The 19,328-nt window shown below is 38.9% G+C and carries 14 protein-coding genes; 10 read left to right on the forward strand and 4 right to left on the reverse strand.

All coding sequences use genetic code 11. The features are described from left to right. Positions 1-462: 462 nt before the first annotated feature. From AW17_RS13895 to AW17_RS13910, 4 genes are all read right to left on the reverse strand, one after another. Positions 463-1,194: a head GIN domain-containing protein gene (locus AW17_RS13895; protein WP_029277381.1), complete on the reverse strand. Its 732-nt coding sequence runs from the start codon at positions 1,192-1,194 to the stop codon at positions 463-465. A 191-nt stretch (positions 1,195-1,385) separates the two neighbouring features. Further along, positions 1,386-3,038, reverse strand: a complete 1,653-nt coding sequence (locus tag AW17_RS13900) for a M1 family metallopeptidase (protein WP_029277383.1) — start codon at positions 3,036-3,038, stop codon at positions 1,386-1,388. A gap of 414 nt (positions 3,039-3,452) precedes the next feature. After that, positions 3,453-5,318 carry a CocE/NonD family hydrolase gene (locus AW17_RS13905; protein ID WP_029277385.1) on the reverse strand — a complete coding sequence of 622 codons (1,866 nt, stop codon included), beginning with the start codon at positions 5,316-5,318 and terminating at the stop codon, positions 3,453-3,455. Positions 5,319-5,489: 171 nt separating this feature from the next. Further along, complete coding sequence (locus AW17_RS13910; RefSeq protein WP_029277387.1) at positions 5,490-7,361, reverse strand: CocE/NonD family hydrolase; 1,872 nt, start codon at positions 7,359-7,361, stop codon at positions 5,490-5,492. 240 nt (positions 7,362-7,601) lie between these two features. Between AW17_RS13910 and AW17_RS13915 the strand changes: the two genes are divergently transcribed. The 10 genes from AW17_RS13915 (at position 7,602) to AW17_RS13965 (ending at position 19,081) form a co-directional block, all read left to right on the forward strand. Beyond that, complete coding sequence (locus AW17_RS13915; protein WP_029277388.1) at positions 7,602-8,438, forward strand: DUF6515 family protein; 837 nt, start codon at positions 7,602-7,604, stop codon at positions 8,436-8,438. A 655-nt stretch (positions 8,439-9,093) separates the two neighbouring features. Then, positions 9,094-10,254, forward strand: coding sequence for an esterase-like activity of phytase family protein (locus AW17_RS13920; protein WP_051691844.1), 1,161 nt, complete (start codon positions 9,094-9,096; stop codon positions 10,252-10,254). Between the two features lie 25 nt (positions 10,255-10,279). Further along, positions 10,280-10,945, forward strand: coding sequence for an HAD family hydrolase (locus AW17_RS13925; protein WP_029277390.1), 666 nt, complete (start codon positions 10,280-10,282; stop codon positions 10,943-10,945). Positions 10,946-10,989: 44 nt separating this feature from the next. Then, positions 10,990-11,598: a DUF2306 domain-containing protein gene (locus tag AW17_RS13930; protein WP_029277391.1), complete on the forward strand. Its 609-nt coding sequence runs from the start codon at positions 10,990-10,992 to the stop codon at positions 11,596-11,598. A 310-nt stretch (positions 11,599-11,908) separates the two neighbouring features. Beyond that, positions 11,909-12,265: a bleomycin resistance protein gene (locus tag AW17_RS13935; protein ID WP_029277393.1), complete on the forward strand. Its 357-nt coding sequence runs from the start codon at positions 11,909-11,911 to the stop codon at positions 12,263-12,265. A 245-nt stretch (positions 12,266-12,510) separates the two neighbouring features. Then, positions 12,511-13,917 (forward strand): dihydrolipoyl dehydrogenase, encoded by a 1,407-nt coding sequence (lpdA, locus tag AW17_RS13940; protein WP_029277394.1) that lies wholly within the window; start codon positions 12,511-12,513, stop codon positions 13,915-13,917. A 415-nt stretch (positions 13,918-14,332) separates the two neighbouring features. Beyond that, positions 14,333-15,880 (forward strand): choice-of-anchor I family protein, encoded by a 1,548-nt coding sequence (locus AW17_RS13950; RefSeq protein WP_029277398.1) that lies wholly within the window; start codon positions 14,333-14,335, stop codon positions 15,878-15,880. A gap of 416 nt (positions 15,881-16,296) precedes the next feature. Continuing rightward, positions 16,297-17,115, forward strand: a complete 819-nt coding sequence (gene thiD / locus AW17_RS13955; RefSeq protein WP_029277400.1) for a bifunctional hydroxymethylpyrimidine kinase/phosphomethylpyrimidine kinase — start codon at positions 16,297-16,299, stop codon at positions 17,113-17,115. After that, positions 17,112-17,765 carry a TenA family protein gene (locus AW17_RS13960; RefSeq protein ID WP_029277402.1) on the forward strand — a complete coding sequence of 218 codons (654 nt, stop codon included), beginning with the start codon at positions 17,112-17,114 and terminating at the stop codon, positions 17,763-17,765. The genes thiD and AW17_RS13960 overlap by 4 nt, the downstream gene beginning before the upstream one ends. A gap of 110 nt (positions 17,766-17,875) precedes the next feature. Continuing rightward, positions 17,876-19,081, forward strand: coding sequence for an MFS transporter (locus AW17_RS13965; RefSeq protein ID WP_029277403.1), 1,206 nt, complete (start codon positions 17,876-17,878; stop codon positions 19,079-19,081). The last annotated feature ends 247 nt before the right edge of the window (positions 19,082-19,328 follow it).

A 19,328-nucleotide genomic window follows, 5' to 3' on the forward strand; every position in this document is an offset into this window, starting at 1 on the left:
TTGGAGATTATTTGAAATGTTACTAAGCGAATATAAATATTTGAAGCATAATTTAGTTTATGTGCTTTTTCAAAACGAGTTTCTTACCTCTAGTCAGGCTGAGGACTTGAAATGATAGCGGGACTAACACTTAATAGTAGCAATGATTTGCTTTTCAAATAAAAATAAAAGGATGTTAAAGCATATTGTCCGACCGAAGATCTTTTACAGAAAAGATGAGGCTGTATCATAAGTTGTGATTCCATTCCAACCTGTCACGTTGAGCTTGTCGAAACGCTTTGAGGGGCATTTAAACAGGTCTTTCGACAAGCTCTCCACAGGAGTCCTTTGGACAGGTGACAATTCCATATTTATGATATAACCTCATGACGTTGGTGTTGGGAATAGCGTTAAAAATTAATCTTTTACCAAAAAAAAACACCTACAATTTCTTGCAGGTGTTTCTCTATTAAAAAGCTTAATTTATACTTTTCTCACTCCACCTGAGCCAACAATAGTTTTATCAACACTTGGATTGCCAGAGTAATTTACGCTTCCTGATCCGCTGATCACCGCTCTAATACTTTCGCTTACGGCGATATTTACGGTTCCTGAACCACTGATGGTACTGGTTAAAGTTTTTGTAGAAAAAGATTTACCGGCAAAGGTACCTGAGCTGCTGATTACTACTTTTGCATGATCTGCACCGCCTGTAATGTTTATTGTACCAGAACCGCTAATCACACCACTGTAGTTGTCTACATCGGCGGTTGCTTTAATGCTTCCCGAACCGCTTACAGTTGTAGTTAGACTACCTGTGCTGATTTTTCCATTAACACTTAAGTTACCATCACCACTTACGGTTAAGCTGGCCAACTCTTTTGCTGTTACGTAAGCCGTGATTTTTTTGCCTTCGTATTTTCTAGTCCAGCTAGTAATACTGGTTTGCGGGCGGATAACCAAAACGTTGCCTTTTACTTCGGTAACAATTGAGGCCAATGCGTCAGCATCGCCTTCTAAACGGCAGCTTTCGCTATTTCCCAAAGTTACAATTACGTTTATTGGGCCTGCTGCAGCAACTCCGTTGAAGTTTTTTACATCTCTGTTGTCGCCATTGTTTTTTGAAGTATTGATGCTGATCTGGTTTTTAGCAATTACATTAATACTAGAGGTTAATGTTAAGGATGCCAATAATATTGCAAATACTTTTTTCATGGTAATAGATTTTATTTTTTAGATGAATAATGAGCTTTTTCTTATAAGACGATGATTTTGTTGAAAAGTTGCATAAGATGAAATTTATTTGGTCGACCCTTCACTTCAGGCTATGCTCGTGCTGAGGCGACTTGCGAAGTTGCCTGTGCTGGTGGTCTTTGAAACTTCGCAAGTCTGTCCGTGGGTAATCATTATCCTTTTTTAAGGTTAACATAAAACAACGGATCGTGTTTAAAATTATCTGCATTTATGCTGACATCTACCTTACAGGTTTTCCAATTGTTTGTAGGCTTAATCAAGGTATAAACATCTGTTTTTAATGTTACACGCACAGGCATATCAAAACCTTTAACGTCGGTTATCCAGCGATAAGATAAAGTGCCATTGTTGATTTTATATTCTAAAAGTGGGATTTTGGTAAAACGTAAATACTGATCGAAAACTTTATCCAGTTTAAGCCCGCTTTGTTTCGCTATGTAATTTTCGATCTGAGCAGTGGTTACGGTTTTGTGATGGAATGTTTTACCTAATCCGCGCAAGATCTGTCTGAATTTTTCATCATTATTGATGAGTTGGCGAATGGTGCTGATCAGGTTTGCCCCTTTGGGATACATATCGCCCGAGCCTTCTTTATTTACACCGTAAGGACCAATAACTGGAACATCATTACGGATGATTTTTTGTAATCCGATTACATATTCATCAGCAGCTGCTTTGTTCTCGGTACATTCGGTAAACAATACCTCCGAATAATTGGTGAAACCTTCGTGAATCCACATATCGGCGATATCTTTTGAGGTGATGTTATTGCCGAACCATTCGTGGCCGCTCTCGTGGATGGTGATGAAATCCCACTTTAAGCCATGGCCGGTACCGCTTAAATCTTTGCCTAAATAACCTGGTTTAAACTGATTGCCATAAGCTACTGCGCTTTGGTGTTCCATGCCTAAATGTGGTGCCTGAACCAGTTTGTAACCGTCTTTGTACCATGGGTAAGGGCCAAACCAGTATTCGAAACATTTTAGCATCGGTTTAACATCGGCATCCCAATGTGGGCGGGCTTTGGCGCTATCGGTTTGCAGCGCCCAGTAATCGATGCTGAGTTTTCCGTTTTCACCATCGTAACTGTCTTGCCAGTGGGCATATTTGCCAATGTAAAAGGTTACATCATAGTTGTTGATGGGATTAGCGACAAACCAATTGTATTGTTTGTAACCATCCGGTTTATCTACAGTATTTCTCAGCCTTCCATTAGATATTTCCTGCAAAGTTTTAGGAACACTAATGCTGATTAACATACTATCTACTTCATCGCTCTGGTGATCTTTATTTGGCCACCATACACTTGCGCCTAAACCCTGGCAGGCTACGGAAACAAAAGGATTGCCGGCTTCATCTTTTTTGAAGATAAAACCGCCATCCCAAGGGGGTGTTTTGGCAACAGTAGGATTACCAGAATAGAAAACGATAAATCTATCTTTGCTTCCTTTTTTAACTGCTTTAGGAAAGGTTACAAAAACCGCATTATATTCTCGGGTAAAAGGTAAACTGGCACCTTTATATACCACTTTATCTACTTTTAAGTTATCAAAAAGATCGAACTGTAATTTGGTGAAATCTTGCGTGGCGGTAAAAGCAAATTCATTGCTTCCGCTAACTGATTTCTGGTCGATATCGATCTTCACATCTAAGTGGTAATAATTAATATCGTAGCAGGTACGTAAAGGGGTAAGTGTTCCGCGGAGGCTATCGGCTCTTGAGTTTACCTGGTTTTTGCCAAGCATCTGTGCCTGTACAGCCGAAATGCTGATGCTGAAGGCAAGGATGAATAGTAACTTTTTCATTTGTTCTGTTTTTGTTGATCGTTATAAACGATCGGTTATTTATGAGGGTGCATCATAAAGGCGATTTCACCTCAGATGCTGTCATGTTATCCAAAGGACTCCTACGGAGAGCCTGTCGAAACACCTTAGAGGGTATTTAAGCGGGTCCTTCGACAAGCTCAGGATGACAAATCTCCTGTCTTCCGCACTGGGACACCCAGTTTCAAAAGTTGAATAATTGGCTTAAGTATTTCTGCTCTTCATTCAAGATTAAAGTTTGAAAAAATGTATCATAAAGGCGATTTCACCTCAGATGCTGTCATGTTGTCCAAAGGACTCCTACGGAGAGCCTGTCGAAACACCTTAGAGGGTATTTAAGCGGGTCCTTCGACAAGCTCAGGATGACAAATCTATCTTTATGATACAAGCTCAGGCTTATTTTATCACATCAACTTCGATAAAACTATCGTTAAATACAGTTTGCGTGGCTTTAATATAATCGGCTTCTGTTGCTTTATATGGGTTTTCTACAAATTTTTGTGGATTGCGTGCAAATAAAGGGAATGCTGTGCTCTGCACCTGGATCATAATCCGGTGTCCTTTTTTAAAGGTGTGTAATACATCCTGTAGCTGAAAGTTCACATCCGTTTTCTGGTTGGCTACCAAGGCCTCGGGTTTTTCGAAACTATTGCGGAAGCGGGCAGGCATAACTTCCGAACGCACCATTTGCCAGTAATTGCTCAAAATGATGTTCTTGTTTGGCATGTAAGGGTTGTTCGGCTCATCAGCAGGATAAACATCGATCAGTTTTACAATAAAATCTGCATCGGTACCCGTGGTTGCAATTTTAAGGTGCGACATAATTTCTCCACCTAAAGTAATATCGTTGTCCAATACATCGGTTTGATACACCAATACATCCGGTCTTCTACCGGCAAAACGCTGGTCTTCGCTCATGTAATTGTGTGGTGTAAAGCTCAATGTAGTGGTTAAATCTTCGGTATATGGAACAGGCTTTGATGGATCGCTGATGTAGTTTACTGAGCCGGCGGCACCAGGTGCAGTCATGCTTATTTTACCATCGGCACCCAGATATAATTTTTGTTTGGCCGCCTTTTCTGTTGGCCATTTAGCAAAAGTTTCCCATTGTTTTTTACCCGTATCGAACATGTAAGCCTCAGGTAATCCCGAGTTTTTATCGCCATTGCCCTTTAAGAAATGATTAAAGAATTTAGCTTCAATTTCTTTCTGGTAGAAGGTAGCAATGCTATCTCCGAAATACACATTGCTATGCATGGTATGACCGGTTTCGCGGCTCCATCTTCCATGCCCAAATGGTCCTATTACAATCGTATTGTAGGCATTAGGGTTTTTCTTTTCGATGGTTTTATAAATGTTTAGCGGGCCGGATAGATCTTCGGCATCGTACCATCCGCCAACCACCATCACTGCAGGTTTAATGGTGTTGTAATGTTTTAATAAGCCACGTTTTTGCCAAAACTTATCATAGTTTGGGTGATTAACGGTTTCTTGCCAGAAAAAATTATTCTTGTAATATTTGTCTGCATTGCTTAAAGGGCCTAAATCTAAAGCAAACTGATAACCATCTTTTGTTTTTGGAAGGATTAACTGGTTATTATACCAGGCTTTAGCGGTCGTATCGGTTTTTTGCACACCAAATACCGGAAAAGTCATGAAATAACTCTGCAAAAATGATCCGTTGTGGTGGAAATCATCAAAAAAGAAATCTGAAATCGGTGCTTGTGGCGAAGAGGCTTTTAAAGCAGGGTGATTGCTCAAAATTCCTGCGGCAGTATAAAAGCCCGGATAAGAAATTCCCCACTGACCAACTTTGCCATTGTTGTTTGTTACGTTTTTAACCAGCCAATCGATGGTGTCGTAAGTATCAGAACCTTCATCAACATCTTTTTTGCTTTTTTTGTTATCAATAACTGGAGTCATATTGGTCCAGGTACCTTCGCTTTTCCAGCGACCGCGCACATCTTGATACACCATGATATAGCCCTCTTTCATCATCAATTCTGACGGGCCTAATTTTGCAGGAAATTTATCTTCGCCATACGGGGCAACACTATAGCAGGTGCGTTGCATTATCATCGGATATTTTTTATCCTTGGTTGCATCTTTAGGTGTGTAGATGGCGGTAAAGAGTTTAGTGCCATCGCGCATTGGGATATAAACTTCTTTTTTGGTGTAATTGGCTTTTGGATATCCTGCATCGCTTTGTGCAAAGGCAGAAGATGCTGAAAGCAGGAAAATCACTAGTTTTAAATATTTCATTTTATTATAATAAGTTAGTTACCACCCCCGGCCCCTCCTAAATTAGGAGGGGAGCTGGATTTGCGGTGTTTTTAATTGTGTTGCTGTTGTTAATAAGTTTTCAAGAAATCAATTTTCGACTTCTGAACGGAACTCCCCTCCTTATTTTCAAGGAGGGGTTGGTTTTTGTCTTTATTTCAACACCGAAACTGTAATAAACGAGCTGTTGTGCACGTCGTGATAAATTTTGTGTGTAGCTTTTTGAAAATCCTGCGGCTCTGCCTGATAGATATCCATAAATTTCTGCGGATTGCGATCAGCTAAAGGGAACCATGAGTTTTGAATCTGGATCATAATTTTATGGCCTTTTTTAAAGGTGTGTGCCACATCTGGTAAAGGGTAGTTTACTTTTGTGATGGCACCAGGAACAAATGGCTCAGGTTTTTCGAAACTGTTGCGGTATTTTCCACGCATAATTTCTCCCCGAACCAGCATTTCGTAACCACCCATAATCAGGCTTTTAGGGTTAGGTACTGGATTTGGCGTATCTTCGGGATAAACATCAATCAGTTTAACTACATAATCGGCATCTGTTCCGGTTGTAGAAACCACCAAGTTGGCCAAAACAGGGCCGGTTAAGGTAATATCTTCCGTTAAAGCATCGGTTTGGTAAGTTTTTACATCCGGACGGCGGGCAGCAAAACGCTGATCATCAATCATGTATTCGCGGGTACGTTTGGCCTGAATGCCATCCTGGTAGGGTACAGGATTATTCGGATCGCTTACATATTCATCCCAGCTATCGGTTCTGCCCACTTTTTCGAAACTAAGTTTTTCGTTAGGTTGTAAATACAGGTTTTTGCTTTCTACTTCTTGTGGTGGCCATGTTTTGAACTTTTTCCATTCGTTACTTCCGGTTACGAAAATATTGGCTTCTGCTGCATTAAAATCGCCTTCGCCTTTTAAATAATGTTTAAAGAAAGGCAGTTCGTATTGCTGTTGGTAATCGATACTGGTGGTTTTGCCGAAAGGGATATCGCCGAAATAAGAACCATCACTACGTACCCAGCCGCCATGGAACCAAGGTCCTGCAACGAGGATATTATTGGCACCAGGGTTCTGTTTCTCAATTGCTTTGTAAGTATCAAAAGTTCCATAGGCATCTTCAGCATCGAAAAAGCCACCCACTACCATCACCGCAGGCCTTACATTGGTTAAATGTGGCGTAATTAAACGTGCTTTCCAGAAGGTATCTAAGTTTGGATGTTTAAATAAATCGTTCCAGAATTTAATACTATCTGCAAAGTATCGGTCTTTTAGATTTTTAACAGATCCGGCTTCTAAGTAAAAGCGGTAATTGTCTTGAATGGGGAACTGAAAACCTTTAGGTCCTTTATCTGGTGTAATCGGTTTAGGTCTCGGCACACCAAAATTGCCCATAAAACTGAAAGCATCCATCAGAAATAATGTACCACGGTGGTGGAAATCATCCCCCATAAACCAATCGGTAACTGGCGCCTGAGGCGAAACTGCTTTTAGCGCAGGGTGTGCATTTGGCAAAGAAGTGGTAGAATAAAAACCAGGGTAGGAAATGCCATAAATACCTGCATTACCATTGTTGCCTTTCACGTTTTTAACCAACCAGTCGATAGTGTCGTAAGTATCGGTACTTTCATCAATAGCTGTTTTAGATTTTTTTCCAACCAGTTGAGGGCGGATATCGGCAAAAGTGCCCTCACTCATCCATCGGCCCCTCACATCTTGATATACAAAAATAAATCCCTCACGCATCATCGCCGGAAAATTACCCAAACTCAGCTTATATTTATCTTCGCCATAAGGCGCAACGGTATAGGGCGTGCGGTTAATTAAAAATGGATATTTTTTGGTTTGATTTTTGGGTATATAAATGGAAGTGAAGAGTTTAACCCCGTCGCGCATGGGGATCTGGCGCTCTATTTTAGTGTAGTTTTCTCTAACATATGCCGAATCGGTTTGCTGGGCTATTAATTCATTAGAAATAAACAGACAAAATAAAAGACTGAAAATTCTGGTAAGGTTCATTTAAGCTAGTTTTTAGGAATAAAATTTAAATATAGGTGATTCGTGGTTGATTAGAAAAAATAGCCCGTAAAAGGTTTGTTAGCAAAGATGGAATCATGTAAGATGGAAGGATTTTGATGTATTTTGCCATTAAAACCCTCCCTTCGTCATCACTTTATCAAAATTTAGTTAAATAATGTTAAGGGATAATCTTTTAGGAGTTTTCACTGTCATATACATAATCGACATAAACACGAAATAATGAACAGGTTATTAAATAAAGGATTGGTTGTTTTCGCTGCAGCAGCGATGATTGCAACCTTAAGCATTGAAAGCGTTTCTGCACAGCGGCCAAGTAGGAGTGGAGGTTCTTCCGGAGGTGGTAGATCTGGTTCGATAAGCCCATCAAGAGGCGGTGGTTCTATTTCCAGACAACCATCTATGCATGCGCCAAGTAGAGGTAGCTATGCACCAAGCAATGGCGGTCGCCCACCAAGACCTAATTACAGTTATAACAGACCAGGTTATCGCCCAGGTTCAGGATATGGTAGGCCTGGTTACGGTTATCGCCCGGGTTATGGAAGGCCTTATTACAGGCCATATTATAGCTATTATAATTTTTACAGGCCCTTTTTAGGTTTCAGGATTGGCGTATTACCTTATGGCTATTATCCGTTTTATTATGGCGCAAACCAGTTCTATTATTCTGGCGGATTGTTTTATCAACAAAACAACAGTCAATACGAAGTGGTAACCCCACCAGTTGGTGCTGAGGTTCCGAATTTACCATCGGATGCTAATCTGGTTACCATTAATGGGGTTGATTATTACGAATACAAAGGCGTTTATTATACCCAAAAAGAAAATGCTGATGGTAAAACCGTATATGTGGTTGCTGGGAAAGACGGTATTTTAAACACGACTGATGGCCCGGTTGATACGCATAATATAGGCGATATAATTAGTCAATTGCCAGAGGGATGCAGAGAAGTAACCATTAAAAACGAAAAGTATTTTGTTTCGCCTGATGATGTTTATTATGAAGAAATAGTAGATGGAACAAATATTACTTACCGTGTAATTGGTAAGTTGTTTTAATCTTAGTTTTATCAGTGTCAGATGGTAACATCTGACACCACTTATAATTCCAGTAAATGTGCAGTTGGATGTTACCATCCGACTGTATTGTTTAATATCTATAAGAAAGAGCCTATCTTCCTGATGTTCTCAATTTCTTAATGGTAAGACTACTGGTTTTTTTATCATTAAGGAGTTAAGATCATTAAGTTTTAGATGTGCAGTTGGATGTTACCATCCGACTGTATTGTTTAATATCTATAAGAAAGAGCTATCTTCTTAATGCTCTCAATTTCTTAATGGTAAGACTACTGGTTTTTTATCATTAAGGAGTTAAGATCATTAAGTTTTAGATGTGCAGTTGGCTGTTACCATCCGACTGTATTGTTTAATATCTATAAGAAAGAGCTTATCTTCCTAATGTTCTCAATTTCTTAATGGTAAGACTACTGGTTTTTTTATCATTAAGGAGTTAAGATCATTAAGTTTTAGATGTGCAGTTGGATGGTAACATCCAACTGTTTTTGTTTTATATCCAAAAGAAATTAAATAGATAGTGTCAGATGACAACATCTGAAACCACCGGAAAAAGTAGCTTTCTTAATGTTCTCAATCTCTTAATGATAGACTTTTTGCAGCAAAAAAATCCATATTTTTACCGCCTAAACATTTCAATTTGAAACCTGTATCGCAGCTCTTCTTTGTTTATTCAGTTCTTGCTATTGTGCTCTCATCTTGTTCTACAACTAAGTATACTGCGGTTAAGCAAAATGAAACCAGTATTTCGTCTGTAAAGTTTCTGGATGAATACATTATGCCCTTAAATCCAATTTTCCAAAATACGGTTGTTGGTGGTTTATCAGGGATTGATTACGATGTAAAGCAAAACCAGTATTACATGATCAGTGATGATCCATCACAACGTAGTCCGGCGAGGATTTATACCGCAAAGATTGATATCAAAGAAAATAAGATCGATACCGTTCGGGTAACTGGTGTTACTTATATCCTACAGGAAAACGGAAAACCATACCCTAAATACGGAACTGATAAAACTGTAAAACCTGATGGCGAATCGGTTCGTTATAATCCTTTAACCAAACAATGGTTTTGGAGCAGTGAGGGAGAAAGGTTGTTTAAGGATGGAGATACGACGATAGTTCAGCCCAGCTTAACCTTTATATCTACAGATGGAAAGTTTCAGGATACCATCCCAATGCCTAAGGGCTTTCAGTTTACAAAAACCGAAAGCGGGCCACGCAAAAATGCTTTATTTGAAGGTTTAACTTATGCCGATCAGTACAAAACATTATACGCCAGTTTGGAAGAACCACTTTATCAGGATGGACCTCAGGCTGCTTTTGAATATGACAAAGCCTTAACGCGGATTTTAAAATTTGATGTAGCTACTAAAAAGAATATTGCCCAATATGCTTATAATCTGGGTGCAATGCCAGTTAAACCTACCATTGAAAACGATTGGAATGTAAATGGAATTTCCGAAATACTAGCCATTAACAATCATACCCTTTTGGTAATGGAAAGGGCCTGGGCAAAAGGCCACGATGATCATACCTTTTTAAAACTTTACCTGGTTGATTTACGGAGTACTGAAAATGAAATCGATAATAGCGCTTTTGTGCAAAACCCTCCAAAGCCCTTAAACAAGAAATTGCTTTTCGACTTTGATTCCTTGAACCGACATATCGATAATTTTGAAGGGGTAACATTTGGACCAAAATTGCCAAATGGGCATCTCTCTTTAATTTTTTGTGTTGATAATAATTTCGGTAAATCTCAGGTACAACAATTTTTCTTATTTGAGATTATTCCATAATCATCATTCCTGTTAAAAATTTATAATGAGTAAAATAAAAGCATTACTGTTTGATTTAGATGGTACATTAATTGATTCTGAGAAGTTTCATTTCGATTGTTGGAATAAGTTTTTGTGTGAATACGAAGTTACACTGGATTTTAAGGATTGGTTGACAAATTACGCTGGAATCCCCTTGCCCAAAAATGCAAAGACTATAATAGACAGGTATAAAATTGAAGAAGAGTTAGAAGGCTTCATCAACAGAAGAGAGAAGATAACTTTTGATGGTTTTAGAACAACAGATATTCAGTTAATGCCCTTTGCATTAGAGTTTATCAAGTTTGCTTATGAAAAAGGGCTTACGCTGGCTGTAGTTACGGCTAGTCTGAAAATTGATGTTGAAGCCGTTTTTGAGCGTAATGGCTTGGCCAGGTATTTCAGTTTATTTATTACCAGAACAGATGTAAATAAATCTAAGCCTGATCCCGAAAGTTATAATCTTTGTGTAGCGCGATTGGGTTTTGAAAAAGATGAGTGCCTTGTTTTTGAAGATACTTTAAATGGGGTTAAATCTGCTCTGGCTGCGGGCATAACCTGTTACGCCATTCAGAGCAATGTAAGGGCGCATCAAAAACTAAAAATAGCTGACGAATTGTTCCTGAGCTTTGCGAATGCCAAAGCATTTATGCTGCAAAAGGAATTGATTTAGTTCTTGAAAATTAACTAGCTTAGTATAAAGCAATAGAACGTTGTATGGTGAAAAAAGGATTATGGATTTTATTTGCAACCTTCGCATTGCTGATTGGACTCTACCCAACAATTTACTTTTTGATCGATAGAAAATTTGGATTGTTAAATTCAAAGCCGATTGAGTTGTTGACCAATACTTTCTGGAACATTGGTTTTTATATGCATATCATTTTCGGAGGAATCGCTTTATTTATCGGTTGGACACAATTTAGTCCGAAGATGAGAAATAGGCGCATGGCACTTCACCGAAAACTGGGTAAAGTTTATGTGGTCGCTGTACTGCTTAGCGCACTAGCGGGTATTTATATTGGCTTTTTCGCAACAGGAGGATGGATTTCTTCCACTGGATTTATTTGCTTAGGCATCGTTTGGTTTTACACTACTTTAAAGGCTTATTTACACATCAAAGGCACAGAAATTGAAAAACATCAAAAAATGATGGTTTATAGTTATGCGGCTTGTTTTGCTGCTGTAACATTGAGGATTTGGCTACCAATTTTGACAATGGCTTATGGCGATTTTTCAAAAGCATACCTGGTTGTTGCCTGGTTATGCTGGATTCCTAATCTGATTGTTGCCTATTTAATCACCAGAAGAACCGCGAATCAATAAGTTATTTTGATGCTCCATCCTCTGCAATAATTTAGTTTATGATGTCAGCCAAGGAAATTTTAGCTAGTGTCGGATCCTTTTCATCTCGAGATCTGCTCCTTTTTGAAGAACATTCTGTCAGAAGGTTGTTCCGTAAAAACGACGTGCTCTTGCATCTTGGCGAAATCTGTCAATCCGTTTATTTCATTTTATCGGGATCTTTTTTCAATTTCATTGAAACATTGAGCAGGGTAAGGGCAAATCAATGAATTTCCTGATCTCGATCAAGTGCAACTTTTCGGAAAAATCCCGATTTTTGAAATAAAAAAATATGCTAACAGACATTAACCCAAAACTTCCCATGCGTGATAAAGCAATCACCAGAGATTTTTATGTGAATAAATTAGGCTTTAAAGACATTGGAAGTGCCGATTTTAAAGATTACCTGATGGTACAAAAAGACCAGGTTCAGATTCATTTTTTTCTGTTCGAAACACTTGATCCGCAAGAAAACTATGGCCAGGTTTATATCCGTACAAATGATATTGATGGGCTATACAAATCTATGCTCGAAACTAAACAAAGCATCCATCCCAATGGGGGCTTGCAAACTAAACCATGGGGGCAGAAAGAATTCGCGATGCTTGATCCAGATAGTAATCTACTTACATTTGGTCAGGGTGTATAAGTTGATCTCTTGATCGTTTGTTTTTATAGTCTTAAAGTAAAATGTTTTCACACGCTCATCAACCTATAGACTTTTGAACTTTTAAAGAATTATCCTATTGAGCCTCAATATTGAACCATAAGCTAGTGGTATAATCCAATAACTTATAAACCAATGACAAATAAAGCGATTTTCTATTGCCTAATCGACTTTCAGCTTTCCGCCTTTTTTCCCTACATTTGGCTAATCAAAATTCTCAAAAAATTATGCAATACGATGTCGTTGTTATCGGTTCAGGACCGGGCGGTTATGTAGGCGCAATCCGTTGTGCTCAGTTAGGTTTAAAAACTGCAGTTGTTGAAAAATATAAAACTTTTGGAGGTACTTGCTTAAATGTAGGTTGTATTCCATCTAAGGCTTTGTTAGATTCTTCAGAGCATTTTCACAACGCTGCTCACACATTCACTACCCACGGTATCAACTTAAAAGATTTAAAGGTTGATATGAAACAAATGATCGCCCGTAAAGACGATGTTGTTGCCCAAAATACAGCAGGTATCACTTATTTGTTCAAGAAAAATAAAATCGATTCTTTCGAAGGTGTAGGCTCTTTTGTAGATAAAAATACCATTCTGGTAACTAAAGCCGATGGCTCTACAGAAACCTTATCAGCTAAAAACGTAATTATTGCTACGGGTTCTAAACCAACAGCTTTACCGTTCTTACCAATCGATAAAAAACGCATTATAACTTCAACCGAAGCTTTAAATATTAAAGTAGTGCCAAAAACGATGGTGGTAATCGGCGGTGGTGTAATTGGTTTAGAGTTAGGTTCGGTATATGCCCGTTTAGGTACAAAAGTATCTGTTGTTGAGTTTTTACCATCTATCATTGGTACTATGGATGCTGGTTTGGGTAAAGAACTTCAACGGGTGTTAAAGAAAACTTTAGGCATGGAATTTTACATGGGCCACAAAGTTACCGGTGCTACCACAAAAGGTAAAACGGTAACTGTTACGGCTGATACCCCTAAGGGCGAATCCATTTCTTTAGAAGCCGATTATTGTATCGTTGCTGTTGGTCGTACGGCTTACAGCGAAGGTTTAGGTTTAGATAAAATCGGTATCACTATTGAAGAAAGAGGTAAAAAAATTCCGGTTAACGAACATTTAGAAACTTCCGTTAAAGGTGTTTATGCTATTGGTGATGTAATTACTGGCGCCATGTTGGCACACAAAGCAGAAGATGAAGGTACATACGTTGCCGAAACTATTGCCGGTCAGAAACCACATATCAATTATAACTTAATCCCTGGTGTGGTTTACACCTGGCCAGAAGTTGCTTCTGTAGGTTTAACCGAAGAGCAGTTAAAAGAAAAAGGTGTTAAGTATAAAGCAGGTTCATTCCCTTTCAAAGCCAGCGGACGTGCAAAAGCAAGTATGGATACCGATGGTTTCATTAAAGTTTTGGCCGATGCTGCTACTGATGAAGTTTTAGGTGTACACATGATTGGCCCGCGTGCAGCAGATATGATTGCAGAAGCAGTTATCGCAATGGAATTCCGTGCATCTGCAGAAGATATTGCACGTACCTGCCATGCGCATCCAACCTATACCGAAGCCTTAAAAGAAGCAGCACTTGCAGCAACTGATAATAGAGCCATACATATTTAATTGATTGGGCGGTATTACTGTCGATTAATTAATTTTAATATTTTGGGCATGCCCCAAGCTGCGCAAGGGTCGGGCTATCCGTTTCAATCTTTTGTTGTGTTTTCGACTACGCTCAAGCTAACAACAAAAGGATTTACACTGCTATCCCTCATGCAAAAACCTAAAGCCGATAAGAAATTGTCGGCTTTTTTAATTTTAGAGTTGTCAACTTTAATAGCCAGTTTGCTAGAAAGTTGACAACTCTTTAACAATGATATTTCTTTTCCTGAACCCTCCAATTGGGTGAAGATCTACATTGTTTGATCACAAGACTTTATTTTATTCTCTTTATATTTTCTTAATAAAATGATAACAATTAGGGACTAAAAAATAGCGTTGTGTGCTTCTATTTTTGCGGTTCAGATATTAAAAAACCATGAACTGTAAAAAACTATGTGGTGCAATCCTTATTGCTTCATTGGCATTTACCGCCTGCAAAAAAGATCCAACTAATGATCCGATTGTAGATCCTCCGGTTGAAGCTATCGTTCCTGAAAAAATCGACAGTTTTAAAGAAACTGCTTCCATTGATTTAGGGGGAGAATTTGCTTCAGAAATTTCGGCTTACGATCCCTTAACCAAGCAATTATTTGTGGTGAGTAACGATGGCGGAACCAAGGTTGATGTAGTTGATATGAGTAAATATCCAACCGTTACAAAATTGAAAACCTTATTATACCCCAATAACGCTGGTATTAATAGCGTGGCTGTAAGTAATGGTTTATTAGCAATCGCTTTAGATGGCGCAGATAAGCAGGGAAATGGTGATGTAGTGGTATTAAAAACAGCTACTTTAGAAGAAGTTAAAAAAATTACCGTAGGTGCCATGCCCGATATGGTAACTTTCAGTCCTGATGGGAACTATATTTTATCGGCTAACGAAGGCGAACCAGATCTTGCATATACCGTTGATCCTAAAGGAACCATTTCGATTATTAACATCAAAGACAACTATTCTGTAAAAACATTAGATTTCGCCGCTTTTGAATCACAAAAAGCAACTTTGCTTGCAGGTGGTTTTAGGATTTATGGTTTAAATGCAAGTTTTACACAAGATATCGAACCAGAATATATTGCAGTAAGCACTGATTCTAAAAAAGCATACATTACCCTGCAGGAGAACAATGGTGTTGCCGAAGTAGATATTGTTGCAGGAACAATTGCCAAAATTAATCCCTTAGGCACTAGAGACATCAGCCAGGCCGACAATGCTTTTGATGTAAGCGATAAAGACAGTAAAAAAGTTTTAGGTACATGGCCAATTAAAGCTTTTTATCTGCCAGATGCAATATCGTATTTTACTGCTGGTGGTACTGCCTATCTGGCCTTGGCCAATGAAGGGGATACCAGGCAAGATTATACACCAAAAGATGCAAAAGAAGAGGTGCGTGTAAAAGATCTTGTATTAGACGCAGCTAAATTTCCGAATGCTGCAACCTTACAATTAGATGCTAATTTAGGCAGGCTTACAGTAACAAATACCGCAGGTTATACCATGGTTGGTACCAACAAAGTATATCAGGAATTGTACTCAACAGGGGGAAGATCTGTTAGTATTATTAACGCAAATACTGGGGCATTGGTAGCCAACATTGGTAAAGATTTAGAACAGCATGTAATTGATGCAGGTAAATATGATGATGACCGGTCTGACAATAAAGGTGTAGAGGTAGAAAGTGTAACCGTTGCGCAGGTAAATGGGCAAACCTTAGCTTTTATTGGTATGGAACGTGCAGATATGATTGCTGTTTATGATGTAACCATACCAGCCTCACCAAAATTTGTTCAACTATTCTCTACAGGCGATGCCCCTGAAGGTTTACTGTTTGTTAAACCAAAAGATAGCCCCAATGGAAGAAGTTTGTTAATTGTGTCAAACGAGGCTGATGGTACCGTTCGGTTCTATCAGCCCGATAAAATATAGTCTCTCTATCCCTTTATTAATTATTATGTTTTAGCCCCCGGTTTTATATCGGGTTTTTGTTTTTTGAGTTGTCAACTTTAATAAGCTTTCGCTATTAAGTTGACAACTCTTCTTATATAATTCCTTTATATAAACGAAGAATGAAAAAAGCCCTATATTGCGCTACAAAATAAAACTTTAGGGGTGCCTTCAAATAAGTTGGCTGAGAACATACCCATTTTATAGGTGAAAGGCAAAAGGTAAAAGGCGGAAGGTGAAAAACCCTATGCCCTAAACCTTACACCCTATGCCCTATAAATGAACCTGATCCGGATAATGCCGGCGTAGGAAATTAGTTTGTCTGCAAAAATTGCGTAAAAATGCATACTGCATTTGAAGACTCCTGAAGTTGTACAACAAAATGAAGTCTTTAAGCAATGAATTATATTAATGTATTAACAATAGCGGGCTCCGATAGTGGGGGTGGTGCAGGCATTCAGGCCGATTTAAAAACCTTTTCTGCTTTGGGCTGTTTTGGCACCTCCGTAATCACAGCTGTAACGGCACAAAATACAGTAGGGGTGCGGTCAGTGCATGGTATTCCAGCCGAAATGATTAAAGATCAGTTACAGGCGGTATTAGATGATATAGCGCCAGTGGCCATTAAAATCGGCATGATCAACCGTGCTGAAGTGGTACAGGTAATCGAAAAGGAATTAAAAACCTATAATCAATATGTTCCCGTTATTTTAGATCCTGTTATGGTAGCCACCAGTGGCGATCGGTTAATCGAAGCTGATACCGTTACCCAGTTAGTTGAAAAATTATTCCCCTTGGTAACATTGGTTACCCCAAATATAGACGAGGCCATTATCCTTTCAGGGCAGGAGATCCATAACCTCGATGGCATGATTGCGGCGGGTAGAAAAATCATCGAGAAAGGTGCAAAAGCCGTTTTAATAAAAGGAGGACATTTAATAAGCCCAGTCATTTACGATGTTTTTATTTCTGGGAACAATGCTCCTGTTATATTGGAAAGTACCTTTATTGCTTCTAAAAATCTACATGGAACAGGCTGTACACTTTCATCCGCTATAGCAGCCGAAATGGCCAAGGGTAACGCTTTGCTTATCGCAATTAAAAATGCCAAAAACTACATCAGCCAGGCCTTACAAGCGGGTAGCGAGGTGAAAACTGGCAAGGGCAATGGGCCATTAAATCACTTTTTCGAACCTTTAAAACTAATTGTACAATGAAGTGGAGCGAACAGGCCTGGGAAAGAGTTAAACCCATTTATGGCAAAATTTTAAAAATGCCTTTTAACCAAGAGTTGAGCAATGGAACTCTACCCAAAGAGAAATTTATCTTTTATTTAGCTCAGGATGCTTATTACCTTTTAGAATTCGGCCGGACTTTAAGCACCATTAGTAGCCGAATGCAGGATGCAGATTTGGTGATGGCCTTTGCCGGGTTTTCTACAGGGGCAATTTTTGCCGAGCGTGGTTTGCATGAAAGTTATTTTGTAGAATTTGGTTTAGCGAGCGAAGTGCGGCCCACGCCATCTACACTTTTGTATACCAATTATATCCTTAGTCAGGGTGCCTATGCCAATGTAGAAATTGCAGTGGCGGCTGTTTTACCATGTTTTTGGATTTATAAAGCCGTTGGCGATCATATTTTCGCACAGCAAAATAGCGACCAGAATCCTTACAAAAGGTGGATCGATATGTATGCGGGCGCCGAATTTGCTGTTGCGGTAGAAAAGGCGATTGATATTACCGATCAACTGGCGGCCCAGTCAAATATAGCAACCCAACAAAAAATGCTGGATGCTTTCGAAATGGCAACCCGTTTAGAATGGATGTTCTGGGATAGTGCTTATGAACTGGAAAAATGGAAAGTTTAATATTTTAACCCTGTATGCTCCAAATTCTTTGATAAAATGTTAAAAACTTGTCGGTATTTCCAATAGATTTAAAGAACTTTGCAGTTCAATCTATAATTTAAAACATCATTTTGGAAGAAAGTACGCAAGAACAGGAAATTTTAAGCAAAAAAGAAGATAAACCTGTATTAGCACAAAGCTCTCCAAAACAAGTACGTTTTGCTATATCTGCCTTTTACTTTATGCAAGGGGTGTGCTTTGCAAGTTGGGCCAGTAGGATTCCAACTTTTAAAGCTTCTATGGGCCTGAACGATGCAGAATTAGGCTCTATTCTTTTTGCGTTACCTGCGGGGCAGATTATAACGATGTTTTTTTCGGCGAAATTGACCACTCATTTTGGCAGTAAGAAAATGCTAAGGGTAACTGCGCCACTTTATGCAATTGCATTAACTTTTTTAGCATTAGCCACAACTGGTTGGCAGTTGGCTGCTTTTTTGGTGCTATTTGGTATAACCGGGAACCTTTGTAACATCGCTTTAAATACTCAAGGTGTTGCAGGTGAAAATTATTACGGCAAACCCATTATGAGTTCTTTCCATGGGGCTTGGAGTATTGGTAATTTAACGGGGGCTTTAATTGCCCTGGGGCTGGTTAACCTAAAATTAGGCATGTATACCCATTTTTGGATCATTGCACTGATATCCTTAAGCAACGTAACGTTTAACTGGAAAAAGTTGCTGAACTATAATAAACCAGATACCGTGGTTGAGAAAACGAAGTTTTTTACCATGCCACAGGGTATTTTGGTGTTATTGGGCGTTATCGCATTTTGTAGTATGGCCACCGAAGGAACAATGTTCGATTGGAGTGCTATTTACTTCGAAGATGTGGTAAAATTACCTCATAACAAGGCGATTATAGGTTATGCGTCGTTCATGTTTATGATGGCAAGCGGAAGGTTTTTAGGGGTGTTTTTAATCGGTAAATTCGGGCGGAAAAATCTCCTTCAGATCAGCGGGGCCATTATATCGATAGGTATGGCGCTTGCAGTAATATTTCCAAACTTAATTGTCGCTATTTTTGGTTTTATGCTTATTGGCTTGGGTGTTTCGAGTATTGTACCAATGGTATATAGCATAGCTGGTAACAATAAAAAAGTACCTGCTGGTAAAGCAATAACCATGGTTTCGAGTATTGGTTATTTTGCCTTTTTGTTTGGTCCGCCATTAATAGGCTATGTTTCGCAACTATCAAGCCTGCGTTATTCTTTCGGGATAATTTCTGTTTTTGGTTTGCTGATTACTTTCCTGATCACAAAAATAAAAGCGATAAATTAGCCGAGAGGTGGTTAACTGTTTGAATTGGTTATTGTTTAACTGAGCGGCATTAAAGGGCTTTTGTTTCTATATAAAAATGTATTTATCATTTGGAGCGCCAGTTCTGTGCGTAAGAAGAAGCTTCTTCCCGTTTTACGCTTATACGCTTTCCCGAAAGTTCGGGATAGCTCGTTGCTGAAGGGTAATGCTCAATGTCATTAAGTTAAGTACTATGCCGTTGTCAGTCTGAGCTTGTCGAAGACCTTTC

The sequence above is a fragment of the Pedobacter borealis DSM 19626 genome (assembly GCF_000708285.2).
Classification (GTDB): domain Bacteria; phylum Bacteroidota; class Bacteroidia; order Sphingobacteriales; family Sphingobacteriaceae; genus Pedobacter; species Pedobacter borealis.

What these genes read in the sequence shown, in the direction of transcription:
- AW17_RS13895 (WP_029277381.1), bottom strand. Translation starts at nt 1,194, where the DNA reads ATGAAAAAAGTATTTGCAATATTATTGGCATCCTTAACATTAACCTCT.
- lpdA (WP_029277394.1), top strand. Translation starts at nt 12,511, where the DNA reads ATGCAATACGATGTCGTTGTTATCGGTTCAGGACCGGGCGGTTATGTA.
- AW17_RS13935 (WP_029277393.1), top strand. Translation starts at nt 11,909, where the DNA reads ATGCTAACAGACATTAACCCAAAACTTCCCATGCGTGATAAAGCAATC.
- AW17_RS13930 (WP_029277391.1), top strand. Translation starts at nt 10,990, where the DNA reads ATGGTGAAAAAAGGATTATGGATTTTATTTGCAACCTTCGCATTGCTG.
- AW17_RS13900 (WP_029277383.1), bottom strand. Translation starts at nt 3,038, where the DNA reads ATGAAAAAGTTACTATTCATCCTTGCCTTCAGCATCAGCATTTCGGCT.
- thiD (WP_029277400.1), top strand. Translation starts at nt 16,297, where the DNA reads ATGAATTATATTAATGTATTAACAATAGCGGGCTCCGATAGTGGGGGT.
- AW17_RS13925 (WP_029277390.1), top strand. Translation starts at nt 10,280, where the DNA reads ATGAGTAAAATAAAAGCATTACTGTTTGATTTAGATGGTACATTAATT.
- AW17_RS13910 (WP_029277387.1), bottom strand. Translation starts at nt 7,361, where the DNA reads ATGAACCTTACCAGAATTTTCAGTCTTTTATTTTGTCTGTTTATTTCT.
- AW17_RS13960 (WP_029277402.1), top strand. Translation starts at nt 17,112, where the DNA reads ATGAAGTGGAGCGAACAGGCCTGGGAAAGAGTTAAACCCATTTATGGC.
- AW17_RS13950 (WP_029277398.1), top strand. Translation starts at nt 14,333, where the DNA reads ATGAACTGTAAAAAACTATGTGGTGCAATCCTTATTGCTTCATTGGCA.
- AW17_RS13905 (WP_029277385.1), bottom strand. Translation starts at nt 5,318, where the DNA reads ATGAAATATTTAAAACTAGTGATTTTCCTGCTTTCAGCATCTTCTGCC.
- AW17_RS13915 (WP_029277388.1), top strand. Translation starts at nt 7,602, where the DNA reads ATGAACAGGTTATTAAATAAAGGATTGGTTGTTTTCGCTGCAGCAGCG.